This is a genomic window from Paenibacillus sp. J53TS2, from assembly GCF_018403305.1.
Lineage (GTDB): Bacteria > Bacillota > Bacilli > Paenibacillales > Paenibacillaceae > Fontibacillus > Fontibacillus rhizolycopersici.
Genome location: NZ_BOSK01000014.1, coordinates 14,177 through 37,051, shown reverse-complemented (window position 1 = coordinate 37,051; position 22,875 = coordinate 14,177). Strand labels below are relative to the sequence as shown.

At 50.9% G+C, this 22,875-nt stretch carries 26 protein-coding genes and 1 other annotated feature; of the genes, 7 read left to right on the top strand and 19 right to left on the bottom strand.

Annotated features, from left to right (window positions below; all coding sequences use genetic code 11):
• Positions 1-24: 24 nt before the first annotated feature.
• Positions 25-256: a binding site (T-box leader), on the bottom strand.
• A gap of 73 nt (positions 257-329) precedes the next feature.
• The 4 genes from KJS42_RS21125 to KJS42_RS21110 form a co-directional block, all read right to left on the bottom strand.
• The gene (locus KJS42_RS21125) at positions 330-2,291 is read right to left on the bottom strand and encodes an elongation factor G (protein WP_213624042.1); all 1,962 of its coding nucleotides are present in this window, start codon (positions 2,289-2,291) and stop codon (positions 330-332) included.
• 18 nt (positions 2,292-2,309) lie between these two features.
• A complete protein-coding gene (locus KJS42_RS21120; RefSeq protein ID WP_213624041.1) occupies positions 2,310-3,668 on the bottom strand; it encodes a PFL family protein in 1,359 nt (452 codons plus the stop codon).
• A 19-nt stretch (positions 3,669-3,687) separates the two neighbouring features.
• Positions 3,688-3,957 carry an ACT domain-containing protein gene (locus KJS42_RS21115; protein WP_155605949.1) on the bottom strand — a complete coding sequence of 90 codons (270 nt, stop codon included), beginning with the start codon at positions 3,955-3,957 and terminating at the stop codon, positions 3,688-3,690.
• Between the two features lie 88 nt (positions 3,958-4,045).
• Positions 4,046-4,555 carry a MerR family transcriptional regulator gene (locus KJS42_RS21110; protein WP_213624040.1) on the bottom strand — a complete coding sequence of 170 codons (510 nt, stop codon included), beginning with the start codon at positions 4,553-4,555 and terminating at the stop codon, positions 4,046-4,048.
• 177 nt (positions 4,556-4,732) lie between these two features.
• Between KJS42_RS21110 and KJS42_RS21105 the strand changes: the two genes are divergently transcribed.
• Complete coding sequence (locus KJS42_RS21105) at positions 4,733-5,584, top strand: SDR family NAD(P)-dependent oxidoreductase (RefSeq protein ID WP_213624039.1); 852 nt, start codon at positions 4,733-4,735, stop codon at positions 5,582-5,584.
• A 58-nt stretch (positions 5,585-5,642) separates the two neighbouring features.
• Here the strand turns inward: KJS42_RS21105 and KJS42_RS21100 are convergent, their stop codons facing one another.
• The 5 genes from KJS42_RS21100 to KJS42_RS21080 form a co-directional block, all read right to left on the bottom strand.
• Entirely contained in the window at positions 5,643-6,212 is a 570-nt protein-coding gene (locus KJS42_RS21100; RefSeq protein WP_155605946.1) for a GNAT family N-acetyltransferase, read from the bottom strand.
• Positions 6,213-6,310: 98 nt separating this feature from the next.
• Entirely contained in the window at positions 6,311-7,177 is an 867-nt protein-coding gene (locus tag KJS42_RS21095; protein ID WP_193416227.1) for a VOC family protein, read from the bottom strand.
• A 179-nt stretch (positions 7,178-7,356) separates the two neighbouring features.
• Positions 7,357-7,791 (bottom strand): Rrf2 family transcriptional regulator, encoded by a 435-nt coding sequence (locus tag KJS42_RS21090; RefSeq protein WP_193416226.1) that lies wholly within the window; start codon positions 7,789-7,791, stop codon positions 7,357-7,359.
• 107 nt (positions 7,792-7,898) lie between these two features.
• Positions 7,899-8,687: a TIGR00266 family protein gene (locus KJS42_RS21085; RefSeq protein ID WP_155605943.1), complete on the bottom strand. Its 789-nt coding sequence runs from the start codon at positions 8,685-8,687 to the stop codon at positions 7,899-7,901.
• Between the two features lie 49 nt (positions 8,688-8,736).
• Entirely contained in the window at positions 8,737-9,225 is a 489-nt protein-coding gene (locus tag KJS42_RS21080) for an isochorismatase family protein (RefSeq protein WP_213624038.1), read from the bottom strand.
• A 179-nt stretch (positions 9,226-9,404) separates the two neighbouring features.
• Between KJS42_RS21080 and KJS42_RS21075 the strand changes: the two genes are divergently transcribed.
• On the top strand, positions 9,405-9,794 hold the full coding sequence (locus tag KJS42_RS21075) for a MerR family transcriptional regulator (RefSeq protein ID WP_213624037.1): 390 nt from the start codon (positions 9,405-9,407) through the stop codon (positions 9,792-9,794).
• Positions 9,775-10,092: a thioredoxin family protein gene (locus KJS42_RS21070; RefSeq protein WP_213624036.1), complete on the top strand. Its 318-nt coding sequence runs from the start codon at positions 9,775-9,777 to the stop codon at positions 10,090-10,092. The genes KJS42_RS21075 and KJS42_RS21070 overlap by 20 nt, the downstream gene beginning before the upstream one ends.
• A gap of 77 nt (positions 10,093-10,169) precedes the next feature.
• Here KJS42_RS21070 and KJS42_RS21065 read toward each other — a convergent pair whose 3' ends face one another.
• From KJS42_RS21065 to KJS42_RS21045, 4 genes are all read right to left on the bottom strand, one after another.
• Positions 10,170-10,553: a MerR family transcriptional regulator gene (locus KJS42_RS21065; RefSeq protein WP_155605939.1), complete on the bottom strand. Its 384-nt coding sequence runs from the start codon at positions 10,551-10,553 to the stop codon at positions 10,170-10,172.
• Between the two features lie 246 nt (positions 10,554-10,799).
• The gene (locus tag KJS42_RS21055) at positions 10,800-11,267 is read right to left on the bottom strand and encodes a hypothetical protein (RefSeq protein WP_193416222.1); all 468 of its coding nucleotides are present in this window, start codon (positions 11,265-11,267) and stop codon (positions 10,800-10,802) included.
• A 167-nt stretch (positions 11,268-11,434) separates the two neighbouring features.
• A complete protein-coding gene (locus KJS42_RS21050) occupies positions 11,435-12,520 on the bottom strand; it encodes an AI-2E family transporter (RefSeq protein WP_213624034.1) in 1,086 nt (361 codons plus the stop codon).
• A 49-nt stretch (positions 12,521-12,569) separates the two neighbouring features.
• Positions 12,570-12,842, bottom strand: a complete 273-nt coding sequence (locus tag KJS42_RS21045; RefSeq protein ID WP_193416220.1) for a hypothetical protein — start codon at positions 12,840-12,842, stop codon at positions 12,570-12,572.
• A 178-nt stretch (positions 12,843-13,020) separates the two neighbouring features.
• On the opposite strand from KJS42_RS21045, the gene KJS42_RS21040 reads away from it, so the two are divergent.
• Positions 13,021-14,310, top strand: a complete 1,290-nt coding sequence (locus KJS42_RS21040) for a TrkH family potassium uptake protein (protein WP_213624074.1) — start codon at positions 13,021-13,023, stop codon at positions 14,308-14,310.
• A gap of 85 nt (positions 14,311-14,395) precedes the next feature.
• A complete protein-coding gene (locus KJS42_RS21035) occupies positions 14,396-15,628 on the top strand; it encodes an aminopeptidase (protein ID WP_155605935.1) in 1,233 nt (410 codons plus the stop codon).
• A gap of 72 nt (positions 15,629-15,700) precedes the next feature.
• Here the strand turns inward: KJS42_RS21035 and KJS42_RS21030 are convergent, their stop codons facing one another.
• Positions 15,701-16,909 (bottom strand): MFS transporter, encoded by a 1,209-nt coding sequence (locus KJS42_RS21030; protein ID WP_213624033.1) that lies wholly within the window; start codon positions 16,907-16,909, stop codon positions 15,701-15,703.
• A 214-nt stretch (positions 16,910-17,123) separates the two neighbouring features.
• Here KJS42_RS21030 and KJS42_RS21025 point away from each other — a divergent pair, with 214 nt between their 5' ends.
• Positions 17,124-17,711 carry an RNA polymerase sigma factor gene (locus KJS42_RS21025; protein WP_213624032.1) on the top strand — a complete coding sequence of 196 codons (588 nt, stop codon included), beginning with the start codon at positions 17,124-17,126 and terminating at the stop codon, positions 17,709-17,711.
• Positions 17,712-17,736: 25 nt separating this feature from the next.
• Here KJS42_RS21025 and KJS42_RS21020 read toward each other — a convergent pair whose 3' ends face one another.
• The 3 genes from KJS42_RS21020 to KJS42_RS21010 form a co-directional block, all read right to left on the bottom strand.
• A complete protein-coding gene (locus KJS42_RS21020) occupies positions 17,737-19,017 on the bottom strand; it encodes a hemolysin family protein (protein WP_193416216.1) in 1,281 nt (426 codons plus the stop codon).
• 313 nt (positions 19,018-19,330) lie between these two features.
• Positions 19,331-19,777, bottom strand: a complete 447-nt coding sequence (gene gerQ, locus KJS42_RS21015; protein WP_155605932.1) for a spore coat protein GerQ — start codon at positions 19,775-19,777, stop codon at positions 19,331-19,333.
• A gap of 43 nt (positions 19,778-19,820) precedes the next feature.
• Positions 19,821-20,243, bottom strand: a complete 423-nt coding sequence (locus KJS42_RS21010) for a cell wall hydrolase (protein ID WP_155605931.1) — start codon at positions 20,241-20,243, stop codon at positions 19,821-19,823.
• Positions 20,244-20,509: 266 nt separating this feature from the next.
• Between KJS42_RS21010 and KJS42_RS21005 the strand changes: the two genes are divergently transcribed.
• On the top strand, positions 20,510-21,829 hold the full coding sequence (locus KJS42_RS21005) for an FAD-dependent oxidoreductase (protein ID WP_213624031.1): 1,320 nt from the start codon (positions 20,510-20,512) through the stop codon (positions 21,827-21,829).
• 151 nt (positions 21,830-21,980) lie between these two features.
• Here KJS42_RS21005 and KJS42_RS21000 read toward each other — a convergent pair whose 3' ends face one another.
• Positions 21,981-22,400: a DUF2500 domain-containing protein gene (locus KJS42_RS21000; protein ID WP_155605929.1), complete on the bottom strand. Its 420-nt coding sequence runs from the start codon at positions 22,398-22,400 to the stop codon at positions 21,981-21,983.
• A 207-nt stretch (positions 22,401-22,607) separates the two neighbouring features.
• On the bottom strand, positions 22,608-22,805 hold the full coding sequence (locus KJS42_RS20995) for a hypothetical protein (protein ID WP_155605928.1): 198 nt from the start codon (positions 22,803-22,805) through the stop codon (positions 22,608-22,610).
• Positions 22,806-22,875 lie beyond the last annotated feature (70 nt).

The window sequence follows — 22,875 nt, the reverse complement described above, 5'->3', positions numbered from 1 at the left end:
TCAACACAAAAACCCCGTCTCTGCTATAGAGACGAGGTTTAACTCGCGGTACCACTCTAATTCATTTCATGTGATGAAATGATCTCCTTCGATGGCTAACACCATCTATCCTTGTAACGGCGGAATCCCGGCTAGCCCTACATTTCAGGCAGCTGTTCATAGACGAGTTCAACATGACGGACACTGCCGCTTCGCACCAACCAACGGCTCTCTGAAAGGTCAAGTCATCTTTACTATTTCTAATCAACACATTTGGCATATGGAATTATTGGTTATTATATGCACGTGGCGGTGGATTGTCAACATTTTGCTTCGGGGGCTGATGTATTTTAACGTTCCACTGAGGCATGCATTTTATTCGGAGCCTCTTCCCAGGAAACGGAATAAGCTTGTCCTTTCGCGCAAAAAATCGAAGACGAGGTGTACGCCGGATCAGCGTCCTTGTTGTAATTCTTTCGGGCGATCACTTTATCCGTCTGATGACATGGCTCATATCCGCCAGATTTCAGCATGATGGATCCTTTCCCGTGCGACATGGATGCAAGCTCTACCCCATAATCCATAAAAGTGGCTACCGGAACAACGCCAGTAATGATCGCCGTCTCGGCACCCGTCTCTGGCGGATCGAATCGGCCGTGAGCCTGCTGGATATCGGTCAATACCTTGCCGAGTTGATCCAATCCTACCTTGATTTTAAACTGATATACCGGTTCCAGAAGCGCATTCTCCGCCTGCTCCAGCGCTTGTCGCAGTGCACGGTAGGTGGCCTCGCGGAAATCCCCGCCGCTGGTGTGTTTGTTATGCGACCGTCCGGTTCGTAACGTCACGCGCACATCCGTCAGAGGAGAACCGGTTAACAAGCCGCGATGCTCCTGCTCCAGCACATGCTGGCCGATCAGGTTCTGATAACCAACGGTTAAATCATCCGCATGACAGGCGTTAACGAAGGTTACGCCACTTCCCCGTTCTCCCGGTTCCAGCCGCAAATGAACCTCCGCATAATGCCCTAAAGGCTCGAAATGTCCGCAGCCCACAACCGGAGCGGTTATCGTTTCCTTATACAAAATCTCCGGCGGCCCAAACGCGATTTTCATCCGAAAACGCTCCAGCAGCACCTGCTCCAAAATTTCTAGCTGAATCTTACCCATGACATGGATATGTAACTCCTGCAACGCTTCATCCCATCGGGTCCCCAAGGTAGGATCCTCCGCATCCAACAGATGGAAAACGCGAAGAACTTCCTTTAAGTGCAAAGGCGGTTCAAAAAGCACCTTGGATTGTAGCGTAGGCACAAGTTCACGTCGGATCGGATCATGCAAAACGCCTACGGCTTCACCGGAATGAGCTTCGGTTAATCCTGTTACCGCGAACAATTCACCGGCAGTTACGGAATCCGCCTGAACGAAGCGCTGCCCGTTGTATTTGCGGATGCCGGTGATTTTTTCCGTTCGCCGGTCTCCTTCTAGACCAAGAGCAAGTTCATCACGGACCTTCAATGTTCCTTGCAGAGCTTTGAGAAACGTAATTCGAGTTCCTTGCTCATCATGCCGTATTTTGTAGACTCGACCAGCAAACGGAAGCTGCGGATCATACGCGGTTCGGGTTAACCGTTCCAACGCGCCGAGAAAAGCGTCGATACCGATATCAAGCAGCGCCGAACCTCGCAAGCAAGGATAGACTTGCCCGCTCTGAAAGAGCCGAGCCAGGTGCACGTTCCACGTCTCCGCGGTACCGGAGCCTTCCAAAAACGCCTCCAGCAGTGCTTCTTCCCGCTCAGCTAGCCAAGCCTTTTGCGTATCGTCCATACGCCCGCTTTCTGCCCAACTGGATACGTCCAGCACATCACCACTCAACTCGCGGCCTATGTCCTGCAAGACCTGATCCGGATCAGCGCCGGTGCGATCGATTTTGTTGATAAAGAAAAACGTCGGAATCCCGTAGGTTCGAAGCAACTCCCATACCGTCTCCGTATGTCCTTCGACACCTTCCACCGCGCTGACGATGATGATCGCGTAATCGAGCACCTGCAGCGCTCTTTCCATCTCTGCGGAGAAATCGACGTGACCGGGCGTGTCCAACAGAAAATACGTCGATTCGCCGTATTTCATTTCGGCCTGATCAGCGAAAACGGTGATCCCACGCGCTTTCTCAATTTCGTGACTGTCGAGAAAAGCGTCGCGGTGGTCGACCCTGCCTCGATTGCGGATCGTTTGCGTATGGTACAGCAAAGCCTCGGCAAAGGTCGTTTTGCCGGCGTCGACATGCGCCAGCAATCCTATCGTTTTATACATGGTTGCGTCCCCCGCCGCCTAGTTCTTAAAGCTATGAATCGGCGCCGGAATCCGTCCGCCCCGCTCGATGAACGGCGCGCAGTTAAAGGCGTTGACCGGCATAATCGGCGCGTAGCCCAACAGGCCGCCGAATTCCACGATTTCGCCGACGTCCTTACCGATGACCGGGATAATCCGGACGGCGGTCGTCTTGTTGTTGACCATGCCGATCGCCGCTTCGTCGGCGATGATGCCGGATATTGTCGCGGCACGGGTGCTGCCGGGAATCGCGATCATGTCGAGCCCGACGGAGCAGACGCACGTCATCGCTTCCAGCTTCTCGAGCGTCAGCGCGCCGCGCTGCACCGCTTCGATCATCCCGTGGTCTTCGCTGACCGGGATGAAGGCGCCGCTCAGGCCGCCGACGTAGGAGGAGGCCATGACGCCGCCTTTTTTCACGTTGTCGTTCAAGATCGCCAGAGCGGCCGTGGTTCCCGGTGCACCCGCTTCCTCTAAGCCCATCACCTGGAAGATCTCCGCGATCGAATCGCCGATCTCCGGCGTTGGGGCAAGCGACAAGTCGATAATGCCAAACGGCACACCCAGCCGCTTCGAGGCTTCTTGCGCAACCAACTGACCTACCCGGGTCACTTTAAACGCCGTCCGCTTGATGGTTTCGCATAATGTCTCGAAATCCTTGCCCTTCACTTCCTCCAGCGCACGCTTCACTACGCCAGGTCCGCTGACACCCACGTTGATGACGCATTCCTGCTCCCCAACCCCGTGGAAGGCCCCGGCCATAAACGGGTTGTCCTCCACCGCGTTGCAGAATACAACCAGCTTGGCGCAGCCGATCGAACCCCGATCCGCCGTCCGCTCGGCCGTACGGATAATGATATCGCCCATCTGTTTGACGGCATCCATATTGATCCCGCTGCGCGAGGAGCCGACGTTCACCGAGGAGCAGACCCGGTCCGTGACGGCCAGTGCTTCAGGGATGCTGTTGATCAGTACGCGATCGCCGTTCGTAAAGCCTTTCTGCACAAGGGCCGAGAACCCCCCGATAAAATTGACGCCCACTTCCTTGGCGGCTCGGTCAAGTGCCTCGGCCACTGGCACAAACGTACCCGTTTTCAGCCCCCCGGCAGCTATCGAAATGGGAGTTACCGAAATCCGTTTGTTGACGATCGGTACGCCAAATTGCTTCTCTAAATCCTCCCCCGTCTTGACCAGATGCTCTGCCGACCGAGTGATTTTATCATAGATGTTCCGGTTAAATACGTTCATGTCCTCATGAGCGCAGTCCATCAGGCTGATCCCCATCGTAATCGTACGTACGTCGAGGTTCATTTCACGGATCATCGAGTTGGTTTCTTGTACTTCTACGCGTGAAATCATGCGATTCCCTCCCTTCTTCTTAGATCCGATGCATCGTATTAAAAATATCCTCGTGCTGTAGCTTGATTTCCACGCCAATGGTACGGCCCAGCTCCTGCAGCTCTTCGACCAGCTTCTCGAATTCTTTGGCCGGCGCGGAAATATCGACAATCATCATCATGTTGAAATAGCCTTGAATGATCGTTTGCGAAATATCGAGAATGTTAACGTTATTATCGGCCAGATAGGTGCAAACCTTGGCGATAATGCCCACTTTGTCCTTGCCCAGTACGGTGATAATCCCCTTCAAACGAAGTTCCCCCTTTAATTTAAAGACTCCCCCAAGACTTCGGACGAGTCATCTGCTCCGCTTATTATGGCAAAAGAAAACCAAATCATCAATGACCACTTTCACTCGGTGCTGCGGAAAAATAACGCAGTTCGGCTGTCGACAACGGTTTCGATTGCGTTGCGTCTTTCTTGCCATCCGCGCGATTGCCATTGCCGCTCTCGACCTCGCAGTCCGAAGAACGGTACTTGCCCTGCGCAAGTTTCAAATCGATAAAATCGACAACCTGCTGCAGTGAAGCGATTTGCTCAACGATGTTGGCCCGGTGTTGAACCATCTGCTCGACCAGCTCCGGATATTCTCCGGGATCAGCATCGATGGACACCTTCAGGAAGGGCCGCATTTCGTCCAGCGGCATCCCGGTTTTCTTGAGGCAATTCACCAATCGGATCGTATCCAGGTCCTCCTTGCGATAAACGCGGTGTCCATTCTCTTTTCGCTCGGCTCGAGGCAGGAGCGATATTTTCTCATAATATCGAATCGTATCCTCGGTTATCCCGGTTAGCTCCGCGACTTGCTTAATGGTAAAGGTGAGTTTATCTAGCGATTCGATCGCCATGGTTCATCCTCCTGTTCCTAACAAAGTGTCTAATCTGAATTATACAACTTGGAGTCAGCTCCAAGTCAAATTTCATTTTCGTTCATAAAAACAGCTTGACTTGGAGTCGACTCCAAGATCTAGAATCGGCCAGAAGACATCAATAGGGTCTGCAAAACGATTTCAGGAGGAATGATCATGGTGCATACCAATAACGAAAATGTCGCTTTCATAACGGGGGCTAGCTCCGGGATCGGACTCGAGTTAACCCGCAAGCTGCTGAACGAAGGATGGCAAGTCGTCGGATTAAACCGTTCCGATTGGCCAGCGGAAGATCAGGGACTCCAGTCCGCCGCTCGCCAAGGGCAGCTAAGAACCTACAAGACGTCGGATTTGTCCGACTTTAACAGCCTGCGGCAAGCGCTGGAGCTGATTAAAGCCAACGAAGCGCGAATTGACGTGCTGTTTAACAATGCCGGCCGCAGTTTTCCGGAATTGGAGTATTCGAAGCAAGGACGAGAGCTTCACTACGAGTTAATGACGGTCGTCCCCTATATCGTCACGATGGAATTGATGGATTTGCTAAAAAGCGGCCGGATAAAAACCGTAATCAATACCTCTTCCGCTGTGGTAAGCAGGGTCAAGTCCTTTGATCCGGACCAACTAGCGCGACCGACAACATTCCGCAAGCTATTAGGTCCTTACGCCACATCCAAGCTGGCGCTCTCCTTATGGACGAAATCCATCGCCCCCAAGCTTGCGGCTGAGGGCATCGAAATTCGCAGCGTCGATCCGGGAGGTAACAATACCCTGCGGAAGGGAAAACGCTCGGGACTCCCCATCTGGTTAAAGCCGATCATGAAATTCTTCTTCTCCCCGCCGACCCACGGGGCTGGCTTGCTGTATGCCGGCGCACGTGGTAAGCACCAAGGCCATACCGGCGTCTTTCTGATGAAGGATCAGCCTGTAGAGCTGAAGTTCCGGGAGCATGCCCAACATGTGCTGAACCAGGTACGAACAATCTATGAAACCGAGTTTCTCGGTCGATAACGCAAGAAACAAAAGAGATTTGCTCCGCCGTTCGATCAGCAGGAACAAATCTCTTTTTTTACCGAAATATCCGGTTCCGTTTGGCCTCGTATTGCTTCTTCAGTAGCGCAAATAGAATGGCGTCAACGAACTGGTTCTTCTCAAAAAACGTTTCCTTTAGATAACCTTCCTCGTGGAAGCCGGTCTTCTCCAGCAAGTACCTGGACCGAATATTGTCCGGGTCGATAAAGGCTTCAATCCGGTTGAGCCCCAAATCCTCGAACCCGAAACGCAGAATTTCCTGCAGTACTTCGGTCATAACGCCTTGGCGCCAATAATCCGGGTTGAGCTCATAGCCGACCTCGGCTTTATAATGATTCTTCGACCAGTTATGAAATCCGCAGGTGCCGATCACCCGGTCGCTTTCAGCTTTGACCGTGATTGCCCAACGGAAGCCCTGCTTCTCCAAATAACGGCTGTTCCACATTTGGATCAACTCTTCGGCTTCCCGGAGCTCCACGAAACGATCCAGATCGTAATATTTGGTCACTTCGTCGTTGGAGAGATAATGGAACAAATCGGCGGCATCTTTCGAAGTTAGCCTTCGCAGTACAAAACGCTCCGTTTCCAGTTGAGGGAACAATTTCATAACGACCGGTCCTTTCCTAGAGTTTACGTAAATCTATTATAGGTGAAGGACTACGCCGAAAGGAAGAGTCAAAAACGCGTGAGTTGATCCTCTACGACTCAGGCAACAACGGTAAGTCTAATTCCGATGCCAAACGGATCGCTTAAACGGAGTTCATTCCCCTCCCGCTTATAGGCCACCTTCGCTTCAGCCAACCGGCTCTCAACGGCTTCCAGTGCCGGAATATCCGGCAGCTCCGTTGTGAAGTAGCGGATGCCGACCGCATCCTCGGGTGCTGGAGGCGCACCTTTGCCGGCCCATAAGTTCAGGCCGATATGGTGATGGTAGCCGCCAGCGGAGACGAATAACGCCGCCGCGCCATAATGGGCGGTGACCTCGAATCCGAGGATGCCACAGTAGAACTGTTCGGCTTGAGTTAAATCGCCGACGTGGAAATGCACGTGTCCCATACGGGTGCCTTCCGGCAATCCATTCCATTCGGCTTGCTCGGACAGATTCAACAAGTTTTCCACGTCCACAGGATCCGTGGTCATCTTCACTTCGCCACTAGCGTTTTTTTGCCAGGTATCACGAGGACGGTCAGCGTAAATCTCAATGCCGTTTTGATCCGGATCGTTTAAATATAACGCCTCGCTGACCAGATGATCGCCCTGTCCAACCGGGATTTGATGACGGATGAGATTTCGCAAGGCAAGTCCTAGCGTCACTTGGTCCGGAACTAAAATGGCAAAATGATATAAACCGGATACGGACCGCTCGGGCAACACCCGATAGCGTTGATCTGCTTCCAGAATGAGCAAAGGGGTTTTGCCATCTGCGGTTAATTCGGCGATCGTGCCGTTCTGGTGCAGCACCTGAAAGCCGATGACCTCCTGGTAAAATGCGACAGACCGATCGAGATCGCGGACTTTTAGTTGAACAACGCCGATTTGTGCGGCGGGATGAATAGGCAAGGGATAAGCCATGAACAATTTCCTCCTTCGGATCGTAACGTTTCAATAATCCACTTGAATGTAACTGCGGTTGTTACAAAAGAATCGTTGTAATCAGTATAGTTACAGGATGTGATCTTGTCAATTTTGCATCAAAAAAGCCCCCTGCTCTAGGGGGCTCTACACTTTCCGCTTGTTTGCAGCCTCCGCGATTAAACCGAAGGGGCTTTCGCCGAGATATCGTTTACCACATCCTGCAACGTCACGGCCGCCAAGGTGTTCTCCATCGCTTTTTGGGCCAGGGAGAAAATCGGCTCGATGGTCGATTGAATATTCTTGCCGACCGGACAATCCGGGTTGGGATGATCATGTACGGCAAACAATCCATCTTCCTCCACGACATGCACCGCGCGGTAAACGTCAAGCAGTGTGATCTGATCTAGCGGCCGCGACAGCTTCGACCCGGCAACCCCCGTGCGCACTTCAACCAAGCCCGCTTTATTTAGCATGCCCATAATTCGGCGGATCACAACGGGGTTCGTATTTACGCTGCCGGAGATATACTCCGAAGTGCTAATCCCGTCCTTGTTAATTTCAAGTAGGGATAATATATGAATGGCCACGGAAAATCTGGAACTGATTGTCATGATAAGCCTATCCCCCATTCCCATCTTCTTGTAACCATATTAGTTACTTGAGGAGTGGAATGTCAACCGCCTTTCTCACCGCGGAAGAGGGAATCCTACCTCGACTTCTATCTTCCGTCCAGCAAGTTGCCTAAACCGCCTAACAGGCTGCCTTCATCTTTGCGGCCCGAATAACGGGATGCGGACAACACGCGGTCCGCCAAACGGCTAAACGGCAGCGATTGGACCCATACTTTGCCAGGGCCGCGCAGCGTCGCGAAGAAGAGCCCTTCCCCGCCGAACAGAGCCGTCTTTACGCCTTTCACGAATTCGATGTCATAGTTGACCGAAGACGTCATAGCCACTAAACAGCCGGTGTCCAGACGCAGCACTTCGCCGGGAGCCAAGTCTCTTTCAATCACCAAGCCACCGGAATGCACGAAAGCCAGACCGTCCCCTTCGATTTTCTGCATGATGAAGCCTTCTCCGCCGAAGAAGCCGGTACCGAGTTTGCGTTGGAACTCGATCCCGACCGACACCCCTTTAGCGGCACACAGGAAAGCGTCTTTTTGGCAGATGATTTTGCCGCCAAGCATTTGCAGGTCGAGCGGCACGATTTTGCCGGGATACGGGGAAGCGAAGGTGACGGCCTGACGATTGTAGCCGGCATTGGTGAATACGGTCATAAACAAACCCTCACCCGTGAGCATCCGTTTGCCCGCCCCCATCAGTTTGCCCATGAGTCCGCCGCCGCCTTGATTGCTGCCATCGCCAAAGATCGTCTCCATTCGGATATCCGGATCCATCATCATAAAGCTCCCGGCTTCAGCGATCACGCTTTCTCCTTGATCCAAGTGAACCTCCACGCACTGCATTTCATTGCCGATAATCCGATAATCGATTTCATGTGCATTCATGAAATAAACGCCTCCAAATGAATGAATTTTAATTATGTAATGTCATGAATTAGGAGTGCTTCAAAATAGCTCGAATCACGGAGTAGCTGATCAAGCTGCGATCCCGATAGACCGCCGCAACCGAATCGGGATGCTCACCGAGGATGCCTTTTTGCAAAATGGCTGCGCCAAATCCGCGTTCCACCGCCCCATTAAACGTAAAGGTGACGCAGTGTTCGGCGGCAAAACCGCATACCACCACGAAATCGGTGCCCTGTTCGCGGAGGAGTTGCTCGAGATCGGTTTTCCAAAACGAGTTGTTCCATGCTTTAGAAATCCGCAGGTCGGATTCAGCCAGCTTCACCTCAGGAATCACCTCGTACCCTGGAGTCCCTTCGCCCCCATCCTTATCCTGGACGACAACGACCGGCCGCCCCGCCTCCCTGAACATGTCGGCGACCGCATTAATGTACTCGCATGCTCCCGCAACTTCGCTTTGGATTCGCGGATGGTTCAAAAAGGCTTGCTGCATATCGATGATCAATAAAGCCGGTTTCATGCGTGATCCTCCTTTATCGCCCGCTTATAGGCGCCTAATTTCTTACATTATACACGATCCGCGAACCCGCCGTCGTACTCAATGCTGAAGTTTTTTAGTTGCATTCTACAAAAGCAGTTGACCCTCACATTAATGTTAGGGTTTATAATGAATCCAAGAAGGCAGGTGATTCGTAGGCGATGAGAATCGGTGAATTGTCCAAGGCAACCGGCGTCAGCATCCGCTCGCTTCGTTATTACGAAGAGCAAGGTTTGATCTCCTCGCAACGGCTGGCTAACGGATACCGTGATTACCATAACTTTTCCGCCGAACAGGTGAAGACAATTCAGTTCTATTTAAGCCTGGGGCTTACGACGGAGCAAATCGCTGGCTTCCTGCATTGCGTCATGACCAGCAAAGAGGCGTTCTGCCGCCAGATTATGCCCGTTTACCGCAGTAAGCTGAAGGAAGTCAGTGAACAGATTGAGCTGCTGCAGGCAATCAAGGTGAATCTGGAGGAGCGGATCCGCCATATTTTAAGCGAAAATCCCGAAATGGAGATGAATGAGAATGGCAACGAAACGGATTGAACATGAAAATGAGTTTGTACAGGCGTTACAAGCGCCGGGTCTGACCCTCGTCGACTTTGACGCACCCTGGTGCCCACCATGTAAGGTGTTATCCCCTATATTGGATGAGCTGCACGAAAGCTATGACGGCGCCATTAACCTACTGAAGGTCAATTGCGATGAGCTGCCGGCTCTGGCCGCACAATTTAGCGTGATGTCCATGCCGACCGTGATTTTCTTCCATCAGGGCCAGCCTGTAGAGAAGCTGATTGGTCTGCGCCCGAAGGAAGCCTATACGAGTTTGATCGCGAAGTATTAAAGTAAAGGATAACGGGGAACAACCTCCAGGAAATGCTGCCCTATTCAGTGGAATGGGAGCAAACTTGGAGGTTTTATTTATATTTTTATATCGGTGTTGTTGATTTGAGCTTCAAGAACATCGTATAGGGCTAACTTATAATTGATCTTGTCAAGGTTTCGATAAAGTTCGCTTATTTTCTTCTCGATCTCCCCTTTATGTTCAAGCATCATTTTCTTACGCTCCGCAATGGTCTCATCACCCTCGTGAAACAATCGTACATACTTTTGGATTTGAACAATGGGCATACCGGTTAATCGAAGCGCGGTGACAAAATGAACCCACTCTAAATCTTCCTGATCATACAGACGCTTTCCGTTATCGTCTCGTTTAACAAAGGGAAGCAATCCCTCAGTTTCATAGTACCGTAGTGTGGAAGCGGTAATTCCTGTCATGAGCGTCACTTCTTTAATGTTCATCATCTGGATACTCCCCTCCGATTCGTTAAAGTTAACTTTGCCGATTCCTGGAACGAAACGGATATCTTATTTGGAGGAAAATATAGGTTCGCTGGATGTGGAACTCTCTTCCGAAGATTTACGCCAGATCGATGAGATGATGCCACCTACTTCCGTAAGCGGAGATCGTTACTAAGGCCTTAACAAAAATAAACCAGCCAGCTGCCGATTTGTGGATCGGCGACTGGCTGGTTCTCTGTTCGCTTCGTTTCATTCGTAGACATGAATATCGCGGAGTTGTTTGGCTTGCTCGATATACGGCCCCTCCGACAAGTTGTTAAATGCCAGATGGGTAGCCCGTAAACTCAGCAGTTGATCACCGGGCTTGAGTCCAAATTCTTGCCACGTCGTTAGCGGCAGCGTAAAATACCCTTTGCTGTTTAAATAAACCCAGCAGAACGAGCGTTCTTTGAAGGTAATGGCCTGCCCTTCCGGGATGGCGAATTGCTGAATCTGAGGAATGCTGGCGAAAATCGTGGCAAGCGGTGAGTTTGCAATCAGTTCTTTGCAAACGACGCTAAAGCCTTTGGCCGTATTCCGACCTGTCATCAGTATAATGTTGGAATCCGGGCGAATCTGGTACTCATGCAGGGCTTGATCCGGAAGGTAAAATGATCCGTCGGGAAGAATTTTGCTCCACGCGTAAAAGTACTTCCCGCCTTTGGCATTCACTGCCATGTCTATCATCCCCCGAGCGTAATGATTATCTATCTAGAGGTAATTCAACAAGTCATCAATCTGACTTATGAATGTCTACCTATTAGAATAATCATCGCCCAATCACGGGGGCGTGAGATATGATTTTGATCACCTTGGATGTCTTGTTGAAATAAGATTGGCAAAACCTATTCGGTCAGTTCTTCGATTTTCTCGGCAAAATACAGCTTATGCGCCTTGAGTACGATGATCTTCAGCATCATATAGATAGGAATGGCCAAGATCATGCCCAGGATGCCGCCAAAGTCACTGGCCACGAGCAACAAGACGATCGTTGTTAAAGGGTGGATATTGATCGTTTTGCCGTAGATGTACGGGGAGATTAAATTGCCTTCGATTTGCTGCGCCACCACCACGATAAGGATGACCCATACCACCATGGATGGGGAGACGGTAAACGCCACAATGACACAAGGAATCGCTCCGAGCAATGCCCCAAAATACGGGATGAAGTTAAATAGCGCACCAACGACTGCCAGAAGTAACGGGTACGGTAAGCCGATCAGCCAAAACCCAATGAAGCTCATAAAGGCGAGCAGCACGGCGCTAATCATCCGTCCGGCGATAAACCCCTTCAGCATATTGTCAATCTCATGAATGACGCCTGCCCCGTCCCGGCGATATCGAACCGGAAGCATCCGTACCAGTGACGGCGTGACCCGCTCGTCTTCTTTCAACATGTAATAAAGCAGGATGGGCACCGTACCAACCACAATGACGAAATCATTTAGAAAAGTCACCACGTGCGATAAATAACCGGAGATGGCTTCCATGGCTGAGTTCAGATATTCCGTCACTTTGTTCATCAGCTCCGGACTCGTTTCGTCCGTCACCATTGAGAGATAACGGTTATTGCGGAAGTCGTTCATCTGCGATTGTACGCCGTCGATCAACTTTGGTACGTTGTTCATGAATTCGATGATCTGCTTCTGCAGCGGCGGCCAAACAACGATCAGGAAAATCGTGATCACTCCCGCGAACATCAGATAAATCAGCAGAATCGAAAGCATCCGGTTCAGCTTCTTGCGCTCTAGAAACTGAACGATCGGTCGAAGCAGGTAATAGAGAAATCCGGAAATCGTCAGCGGGACAATCAAAATAGACACGAGCGTTACCAGCGGGTTAAAGATAAAGCTGACCTTGGACAACAAATAGATGATCGTCAATACCAAAATGATCCCCAGCGATGTTCGGTAAAACGGGTGTTGCCACACGGTTTGTTCCTCCTCTCCCTCTCTCCCGGTACGCCGGAAGAGTTACGGATTAAACCTCTGGAAGTGTATCCAGCGCGGCGTCCAATAAGATATCAAACCAATCGTCGTCCTCCTCGAGCCGCGCATCAACCGCAAGGAATTGTTCTTCCACTCCGGGCTCGTTCGCATAGTGAAGGCTGTAATCCCAATCCTTCCCCTTTTGGCTAAAAAACGTAATTTCGTAGCTTGCTTTGTGCGAACTGACATCAAAGACGGTTTTGCCTATGTAAGACCCGTCCTCCTCTCGCTTCATTTCTGCGTGAACAATACTCAACTCGGTCATGCATCACAACTCCTTTATCCGGCAATTACTTATATTCATATTGGACAGTCTTCTTGCAATATCGTACCATGTTTTAAGTCAATAGCAATATGCAGAACATGTACGGAGGTGACTTCCCTTGCCGAAACGAAAAAAAACGGCGCTTTCGCCCGCAAAAATATTAACCTTCGGCTTTGCGATGGTAATCACGCTGGGTGCATTTTTGCTATCGCTTGCTCCCGCAACGGCGGAGGGCCATCGGCTTGATCTCATTGATGCGTTTTTTACCGCTACTTCGGCCGCTTGCGTAACCGGACTGGCTGTCGTGGATACCGGCACGCATTTCACCGTGTTCGGACAGATCGTCGTCCTGCTGCTAGTACAGATCGGGGGGCTCGGTTTTACGACGGTAGGCACCTTGATCTCGCTGGCGTTCAACCGCCGGATTTCGCTGCGTGAACGGCTGGTACTGCAGGAATCGCTGAACCATCATCAGATCGGCGGCTTGATGCCGTTGATCCTGCGTGTCATGGCGTATTCCTTAACGATCGAAGCGGCCGGCGCACTGCTGTTGTTCGCCCGGTTCACCCGCGACATGCCGCTGGGACAAGCGTTGTATTTTGGCATCTTTCACAGCATTTCGATTTTCAATAACGGCGGCTTCGATTTATTCGGCCGAATTCACGGGCCTTTTAGCGGGTTGGCCGAGTACGCTGGCGACCCGTTCGTCAACCTTGTCTTCATGCTTTTGATTTTCCTTGGCGGGATCGGCTTCATCGTTATTGCCGACCTGCTTGGTTATAAGCAAAACCGGCGATTGTCCCTACATACCAAGGTTGTCCTGACGATGTCCGGCATTCTGACGGTCGTCGGCGCAGTGATCTTATTGTTGATCGAAGCGAATAATCCGCATACCCTGGGTCCAATGAATTGGATGGACCGCATCTTCGCCAGTTTGTTTCATTCCGTCAGCTCCCGGTCCGGCGGAGTCAGCACCGTATCGGTAGCGGATATGGAGCAATCGAGCCAGTTTTTATTGATTCTGCTCATGTTCATCGGTGCGGCCCCCGGATCGACCGGCGGCGGAATCAAAGTCACGGTGTTCGCCATTTTGCTCGGGGCGATCTATGCGATGATGCGCGGTAAGCAGGATATTGTCTTCTTCCGCCAACGTCTACCCAAGGCTTCGATCATAAATGCAATTACGCAAACATGGCTGGCGATGTTCTTGGTCATTTCCGTCGCCATGGCATTATCCGCGCTCGAGGACGTTACGTTTCTGAACCTGCTCTTTGAGACGACCTCCGCGTTTGCCACCGCCGGTTTGAGCCTCGATGTGACGCCAAAGCTGACTGAGATCAGTAAGGTGCTGCTCTGCGCGGTCATGTTCCTCGGACGGATCGGACCGTTGACGTTGGCTTATGCATTTACCTCGAGGTCCAAGAAGGAATTGCTGAAGTACCCGGAAGGCAAAATTATTATTGGCTGACCCCTTCGACCCGCATTACAAATTCGTTTTGAGATGGTGTATGATAAGACAATAACCTATTTCCAAAGTATGGAGGAGACCGTAAATGTCCGATTTTCAAACGAAACTGGAAAAATATGCAGAACTGGCCGTCAAAATAGGCGTGAACGTACAGCCCGGCCAAAACCTGATCATCAACGCGACCATTGATTGCGCGGAACTCGTCCGTCTCATCGTCAAGCAAGCTTATGAAGCCGGTGCTAGATTCGTCAAAGTCAACTGGAGCGACGATGTGGTTACTCGTCTTCGCTATGATATGGCTGCGGAGGATTCCTTCCTGGATGAACCCAAATGGTATGCCGGCGAAATGCTGGAATTCGTGGAGAACGGTGCGGCTGTGCTGCACGTGATTTCATCCGATCCCGACTTGTTGAAAGGCGTTTCCACCGAACGTCTCACCAACCATCAGAAAACTTACGGTAAAGCAATGAGCAAATACCGTGAGATGCAAATGTCCGATAAATTCAGCTGGTCGATCGTTGCGGTTCCATCCAAGGTATGGGCGGATAAAGTGTTCCCTAACCTTCCGGAAGAACAACGTGTTCAGGCCTTGTGGGAAGCCATTTTCCGCACGGTTCGCCTGGACCAGCCGGATCCGATCGCCGCTTGGCAGCAGCACATCGACAATTTAACGCAGAAATCCGACTACTTGAACGCAAAGCGCTATAAGAAGCTGCATTATAAAGCTCCAGGAACTGACCTCACGATCGAGTTGCCGGAAGGCCACCTGTGGGTTGCAGCCGAAAGCCTCAACGCGCAGGGAAATACGTTCCTGGCAAATCTGCCGACAGAGGAAGTCTTTACCGCTCCGCACAAAACGGGGGTTAACGGTACAGTAGCTGCTACGAAGCCACTTAGCTACCGGGGCACCATTATTGACCGCTTCTCGTTGACTTTCGAAAACGGGCGTATCGTCGATTATCAAGCTGAAGTTGGCGCCGACGTTCTGAAGCAGCTTGTCGAGTTGGACGAAGGCTCGCATTACCTGGGCGAAGTGGCGCTTGTACCGCACAACTCCCCGATCTCGCAATCAGGCATTCTGTTCTACAATACGTTATTTGACGAGAATGCATCCAACCACCTGGCGATCGGCAATGCCTACGCCTTTAACCTAGACGGCGGGAAATCGATGTCCCAGGACGAACTGTCGCAGCGTGGATTAAATTCCAGCCTGGCGCACGAAGACTTTATGGTCGGATCCGCCGAGATGGATATTTATGGCGTTACCGCGGACGGTACAGAGGAACAGATCTTCGCGAAAGGAAACTGGGCATTCTAACCTGAGAAATTCAAAAAGCGCCCCTGGCAGATCCATTCTGCCAAGGGGCGCTTTTTAGGATGTAATCCTAATTTAGGATTCGACATTCGCTGATATCATGAATGACGCATGGGCCCGGCTGCGCTGGATCATCACAGCGGCCACACTTAAGAGAACCAGCAACGCTAGGAACCCGGCCAATACCCATGCCGTCGTGTCCGCGCCGCCAATGTCCATCGTCTCTCCCACCAACAGGGGCAACAATGCGCCCCCCACGCCGCCTGAAGCGATCAATAAGCTGGGGGTCGTTTCCTCAGAGCCCGGCAACAGCTTGTTGGCAAAGACGAGCGCGATGGAGAAAAGTCCCGACATAAATAAACCAAACAGAACGATGAAGGTGAACAGCAAAGCCATCCCTCCGCTCCAAGCAAACAGAGCAATGACGATGAAACTGATCAGGCAGCCCAAGGTCACGTAACGGCTATAGGAAATTCGCTCCGCGATGACACCAGCAAATAAACGACCGATCGTCATGGCCACCCAGAAAAGAGTCACACTGAACGCAGCGGTTGGCTTAGTGATTCCGAGCTTCTCGATCAATAGAGACGGCAAGAAATTAACGAAGCTCATTTCCGTGCCGACGTACACAAAGAAGAAAACAATAAAGACAACGAGCAGCAGCCCTCGGGTTCCCTGGTACGGTTTCAGCCAATCCCCCTTCTCTGCCGTCTTCACACCTCTAGCTTGAAGGGTCTCTTTAAAATCACCGAAGCGGCCTTTTCCCCAGGCGAACAAGAGGACGAATGCCAGAACCGAGACTAACAGGAAGGTATACCGCCAAGACTCCAATCGAATAAAGGCACCTGCAGCCAGCGGCATCAGGAGTGCCCCGAGTCCGAAGAAGACTTCTAACCTGCTCATCGCTACGGCAGTTCTCTCCGTGAAGGAAGCAATAATGATGGTTCCGATCACCGCTTCTATCATCCCAAATCCAAAGCCGGCTACGGCTCCAACAGCATACATCCATTCCCAAGGCGGAAGCAGCGTATAAACGAACTCCCCCGCACACAACATTCCGGTAGCGATAAGCAAACCATTCAACTTCCCGAGTCTTGCTATCAACAAGGGGGATACCAATACTCCCACAAGGAAGCCGGAAAACTGGGCGAAGATCAACATCCCCCCGTCACCGTAGGTTCTACCGTAATGCTCCAGCAAACTAGGCATCAACGAACCGACCACAACATGCGCCAATCCGATCAGTAGATAAGACCAACATCCCATCCAAAACAAACGCTTCACGAATTCTCTCCTCTCGCCTTACACAGCTGCAGAACACACACTTCCTTTATTGTAATAGATCACTACAGTTACGTCATCTGTAGAAACCTGGCGAAATAGATCGGCATTTTGTAATATTCATGGTAAAACATTCCTTTTATTGTGAATGTAGAGTAAAATTGGGATAGTGGATTGCTAGAATGGGATTAAGGATACGAGATAGAGAGGTAACTTTATGTCCAGTCAGTTACAGTGCTTACTTACCGCAAATTATTTGGAGCTCCCCGAACATGTCCAGGAAGAAGTCTACTACGCCTATTTCGATTTGGTATACGGTACTGTTTATTATAGGGTCAAGGATCATCAAGCAACCGAGGATATTATCCAGGAAGCGTTCCTGATGGTTGTCCTCAAGAAACCGACTTTCGATAATGAAATCAGCTTACGCGCATGGTTAAGGACGGTCTCACGGAATATGGCCATCACCTACTTGCGTAAAAATCGGAAACACGACAATACTGTTGACACAGATTGTGCACTACAGGAGATCGCCGCCACGGCATGGCCGGAGGACTCTGTCGAGGGGTGCGTGGAAACCAAGCTGCTGGAAGAAGCCATCAGTTCGTATTTACATCATATTAAACCAGAATACCGCATGCTGCTCGAATATCGCTGGAAGCAAGGCCTTAGTTATAAAGAAATTGCCGATCGAATGGGGTTATGCGAGAATCTCGTCCGTCAACGGTTATTTCGTACCCGGGAAGGGATTAGAAAAATGCTGAATACGGAATGGGAAGAACAAAAACCGGATGCCTCGATCTAATAGAGACATCCGGTTCTATTTGCTTTTATGCGCCGGCTTCTTCCAACGGCAACAGCTGTTGGCGTATGAGCTTCACGCGAGAGATTCGCTTGTTGTCGGTTTCCTCCACCACGTACGTATATTCGCCGTATTCCACCGTTTGCCCCACCTGCGGTGGCAGGATATCGATCCGTGAATACAGCCAGCCGCCTATGGTATCATAATCGTCGGAATCCAGCTCCAGACCGAATCGGTCATTAATCGACTCAATCAACATCAACCCATCGATCGAATACTCATGGGTATCCGACTGTTCGATGCCAGGACGTTCCTCGTCGAACTCATCCTGAATTTCGCCGACGATTTCCTCGACGATGTCCTCCAACGTGACCATACCGGAGGTTCCGCCGTATTCGTCGATTAAAATGGCGATTTGCGTTCTCCCCCGCTGCATCCGTTTCATCAAATCGCTGATCGGGATGGATTCCGGCACAGCCATGATCGGACGAATCAAATCGCGAAGATTGCGGGTTTGAGAGCGAATCAAATCCTTAATATGAATAAATCCGATGATATGGTCTTTGTCCTGATTGCATACGGGATAACGGGTTCTTGTGCCTTCCAGGGCGATTTCCAGGTTTTCTTCCAGCGAATGCTGAGTATATAAACAAATCATTTCGGTCCGAGGAATCATGATTTCCCGGGCGGTGGTATCCGCAAACTCAAAAATGTTATCCACTAACGACATTTCCGTGCTGTCGATCAATCCGCTTTCGCTGCTCTCTTTCATCATCACTCGAATTTCTTCCTCTGTATGCAACGAGTCCTGCTCCGACACCGGCGCGATGCCGAACAATCGCAAGAGACCGGCGGACAATCCGTTTAACAGCCAGATGAACGGGTACATCAGACGGTAAAATATTCGCATCGGCCAGGCGAACCATAACGTGATGGCCTCAGCCTTGCGGACGGCGATCGTTTTTGGGGCTAGCTCCCCCAACACGATATGAAGAATAGCGATAAGAATAAACGAAACCGCTAACGAAACGATAAACCCTGGCCTATCACCCAAACCCATCATTTCAAACAGCGGCCCAAGCATACGGGATACCACCGGTTCTCCTAGCCAGCCGAGCCCAAGCGAACTGAGGGTAATCCCTACCTGGCAAGCCGATAAGTACCCCTCTAATCGGCCTAACTGTTCTTTAGCGATCCTTGCATTCCTTCGCCCCTCATCGGCTAAAGCCTCGATCCGGGAGCTCTTCACTTTCACGATGGCAAATTCGGCCGATACGAAAAATCCGTTTAGCAACACCAATAACACCATAAATCCTACAGAATAAAGACTCGGTAAAGGGTCACCCAATACGTTTCCTATTCCCGCCGGTTTGGCGACGAATAGGTGCACCTCCTTCGTGGATTAAAATCATCGAACTTCCATTGCTTTTCATATGAGAACTGCAGCGTTAATTTCCCAAGGGATCCATCTCCTTTTGCCATGCAATTGCATCCTGTATGATGAATTCTTCTTAATTATATTATTATACACTACACAGTCAAACGCTGCGGTATTCCTGACGAACAGGCGTGGCAGGCTTGAAAAATAAAAAAAGGCCCCTCTTGGAAGGGGCTTAAGAATTTTATCGTCTGGTCGGCGGCGGCGAACCGATTACGCCGGGATATTGATAGACGAGCGGCTCGTCGAACGTCGCATAGTCAAAATTAACCATCAGCATGACCGTCCGCACGCCGGTAACCGGATCACTGATGATGATATGATCGCGACCGGCGGCTTCCAGCACGCCTTTGAAAACCTTCGCGTTCCACTCGCTGTTGTTCTCGTATGTCATGTAGAATGTGCCGATTTTGCCTAAATTCAGACGGAAAATGTTCTCGATGTACGATTGCTCATAGTTCTGAATCGGCATGGGCATAACAGTGCCCCCGGGCGTCATCGGGCTTCCGCTAGGCACTTGCGGCGGCATTGCCCCTCCCGTTTGCTGCGGATATCCGCCTAATCCAGGCATTGTCGGATAAGTACCATGGCCTGCGGGATAAGCTGCCGGCCGAAATTGCTGAGTAAACATGCAATCCATTCCTCCTCATGATTGGTCAAACGAAAGGTTGAAGTTAATAAACGGAAGGGCAGTCTTCCACGGATGGAGAAAAGAAACAGTGCGCTTTAAACCGGCCGGTGTTCTGCTGATTATACCAGGTAGCCGGGCAATCTCCCGCAGGCCGAAAAAACCACAAGGCGTTGGATGCTGGCCAAATCCGTTCACCATTGATGACGCGCTGTGCCAATCGAATATCGCGGTCGCGAGCCCTTTGGTAGAAATAGCCCTTCACCGTAGCTTCGAAGCCGCCAGGATTTTGAAACACCATTCGGTTCATGTCACGGATATCCTGAAAATCAAGGCAGTTGCCCAAGATCCGGTTCACGCCGACATTGCCGACCATCAGCATGCCCTGCTCGCCTTCCCCTTCCGCTTCCGCGCGCATCAGGCGCGCCAGCAGTCTAACATCTTCGGAGTTTGCTTTAATGACGGCCAATTTGGCTCCCCCTCCCTCTCTGCTGAACGATATATCCTATGTGCATCCGCCTATCTTGGTGCTTAGCACTGGAAAAAATTCGGTGTCAAGTACCCGACTAACCGCTTGCATGTGAATACGGTTACAATATTGAACATTTCGTGACTATTTCTATGGACGCGCTTACACGAATAGCATATACTGTAGATGAATAACGTTTATTTATACGTTTTTGCTGGTTTCGTTATAAAACGGTTGCTTCATTTTACCTTTTAGGAGGTTACCTCATGAGAATCGCGATTATTGGCGGCGGTCTGGCCGGGCTTACGGCTGCTGCATACCTGTCGGACAGTGACACGTCCGGAACAGTGTTTGAACGGAGCCCGCAGCTCGGCGGACGGGCCTTCACTTATGAAAAATCGGGATTTACTCTGAACTACGGAGCACACGCAGTATACGGCATCGACAGACATACGCTCCATTCCATGGAAGAAGAGCTGCATTTGAAATTCCAGAGCAAACAGGTGGATAAGCGTAAAGTGGTGTACGCCAAACACGGGCATTTAACCCCTGCCCCGCTCGATTTCGTCAACATTATGAAAACGGATGTACTAACGCCAAGGGAGAAAGTCCGCTTCGTCGCCGAAATCGCCGCTGTGATCGGTAACATCCATCATTTGAAACAGCATCGGACTCTCGGCGATTACTTGGACCACTCGCACGCTTCGGCGGACGTCAAAGAATTGTGGGAACATCTCGTATGTTCCAACTTCTTCATTACCCCGGAGGAAGCGCGCAAAGTGTCCGGCGAGGTTATCGCCGAATACTATCACAACCTATTCCTCTCCGGCCGACCGGTTAGCTACATTCTTGGCAGTTGGGCGACGATTACCGATCAACTGATCGATAAAATTGGCGCCAACGACGCTTGGGACATCGCCGTCAAGGAACCGGTCGAATCGATTACGATGGAAGACGGTAAATTCGTGTTAAATACGAAGACCCGGCAACAACTCGTATACGATCAAGTGATCTTCGCAATGCCGGTCCAACAAGTGACCAAACTGCTGGAAGACACACCTTGGGCAAGTACTCTGGATCCCTACAAGAATAACACTTCGACCGAAGTGCTCGTTTACGATGTTGGATTTACCAAAGTTGTAGCCCGTCCATTCCACTATATCAGCGATATGGATCATAAAATATTCATCAGCGATGTCTCTGCCACCGACTATACCGTGGCCCCCGTACATGGACAGTTACTGCAGGGGATTGCTTACTTGAACGATGACTTCACGGACGAGGAGCAGAAGAAGCAATACCTGGAGCAGAAGACCCAACAAATGGAAGCGTTGTTTGATACGTACTATCCAAACTGGCGCGAGTTTGTGGAAGTGAAGCGGGTGTCCAAGAAAGCGATGGTCGCCAGCGTCAAGAATATTCACACCAACAAGCTGCTGCCGAATCGTTTAGCTGGCGTACCTTTCTTCTTCTGTGGAGACGGCTGCGAAGGCAAAGGCGAGTTAGCCGAGCGTGCCTTCTCCAGCGGCCGCGCTGTCGCTCAGTCGATTCTGGAGCAAGCGCAAACCAACGCCTTATCCTATTAAAGAGGTTATACAAACAAAAACAGAAGCGTATTCGCAAGAGTCGACGAAGAGGTCTGACTATCCGTTACGCTTCTGTTTTTTGTTGTTCGATCGGTTTCAACCTTACCCTGCCTGCCTTTCTTGTCATTTTGACGGATCTTCGATCCTTGACTTACCCGGAGCTATGCGACTTCCGGTATTCCTGCAACTCGGTCCGGTAGGTTCGACCAACCCGCTCGAAGCCGTGGTAACGGCGGCCCTGAAACGTCAGCTTTCCTTCGTCTCCTTCCGCACATTGCCCGTATTCCGTCCCGGATACAGCAAACTCCAAGCGGTCGCCGCTTTCGACCTCGAAGGTCACATAATACTTCGTGTCGGACCGATTCACCGAGGTGTCGGTGTCATGGCGATGGCTAACCTCGGTCCGCTTGCTGACGATGACGGACTGGACGCTAAGCACCGGTTGCCGGTTGTTTCCAATGGTGCGAAGAAGCCCTCTAGCTGCCATAGCTGCCAGAATCCCGATGATCACCACAAACAGGATCGGCAACGCCGTTTCCACTACGCCAAACATTTCCGTCCAAGACTGCATCACGTTTTCCCTCCTTCAAGAGGTTGCTCCGTACCCGCTGTTCTCCCCTTTCCCCCTAAGTATATGCCGACGCGAAATAAAACTTGTTATTCAACGTGTCCAGAAAATATGCCACTCTTGTCCAAGATATCCCTAGAAAAACCAAAAACCCCCGATTCGCACTTGCGAACCGGAGGTTAATTGGGTACCAAATCGGATGGATCAGAATTATGCATAGTACTCGAACAACAGTTGACGGGTTTCTTCGGCGCCATCAGCTTCCATTTCGAACGCCTCGTCAAGCCCTTTCTCTGCCCAGCAAGCTTTACACTGTTCTTCGGTCGTGCACAGGTGAGCGTCGTCGCAGTTGTAGCAAAACTGAAGGTAGTTGCGAGTTACTGTTTCCTCTTGAGCTATCGTTTTCATTAGGGTTCCACTCCTATCGTATTGGGGAGCTTTGGCTCCGTTTTGTTTCCCTTTTGTTGTTGATCTTTCT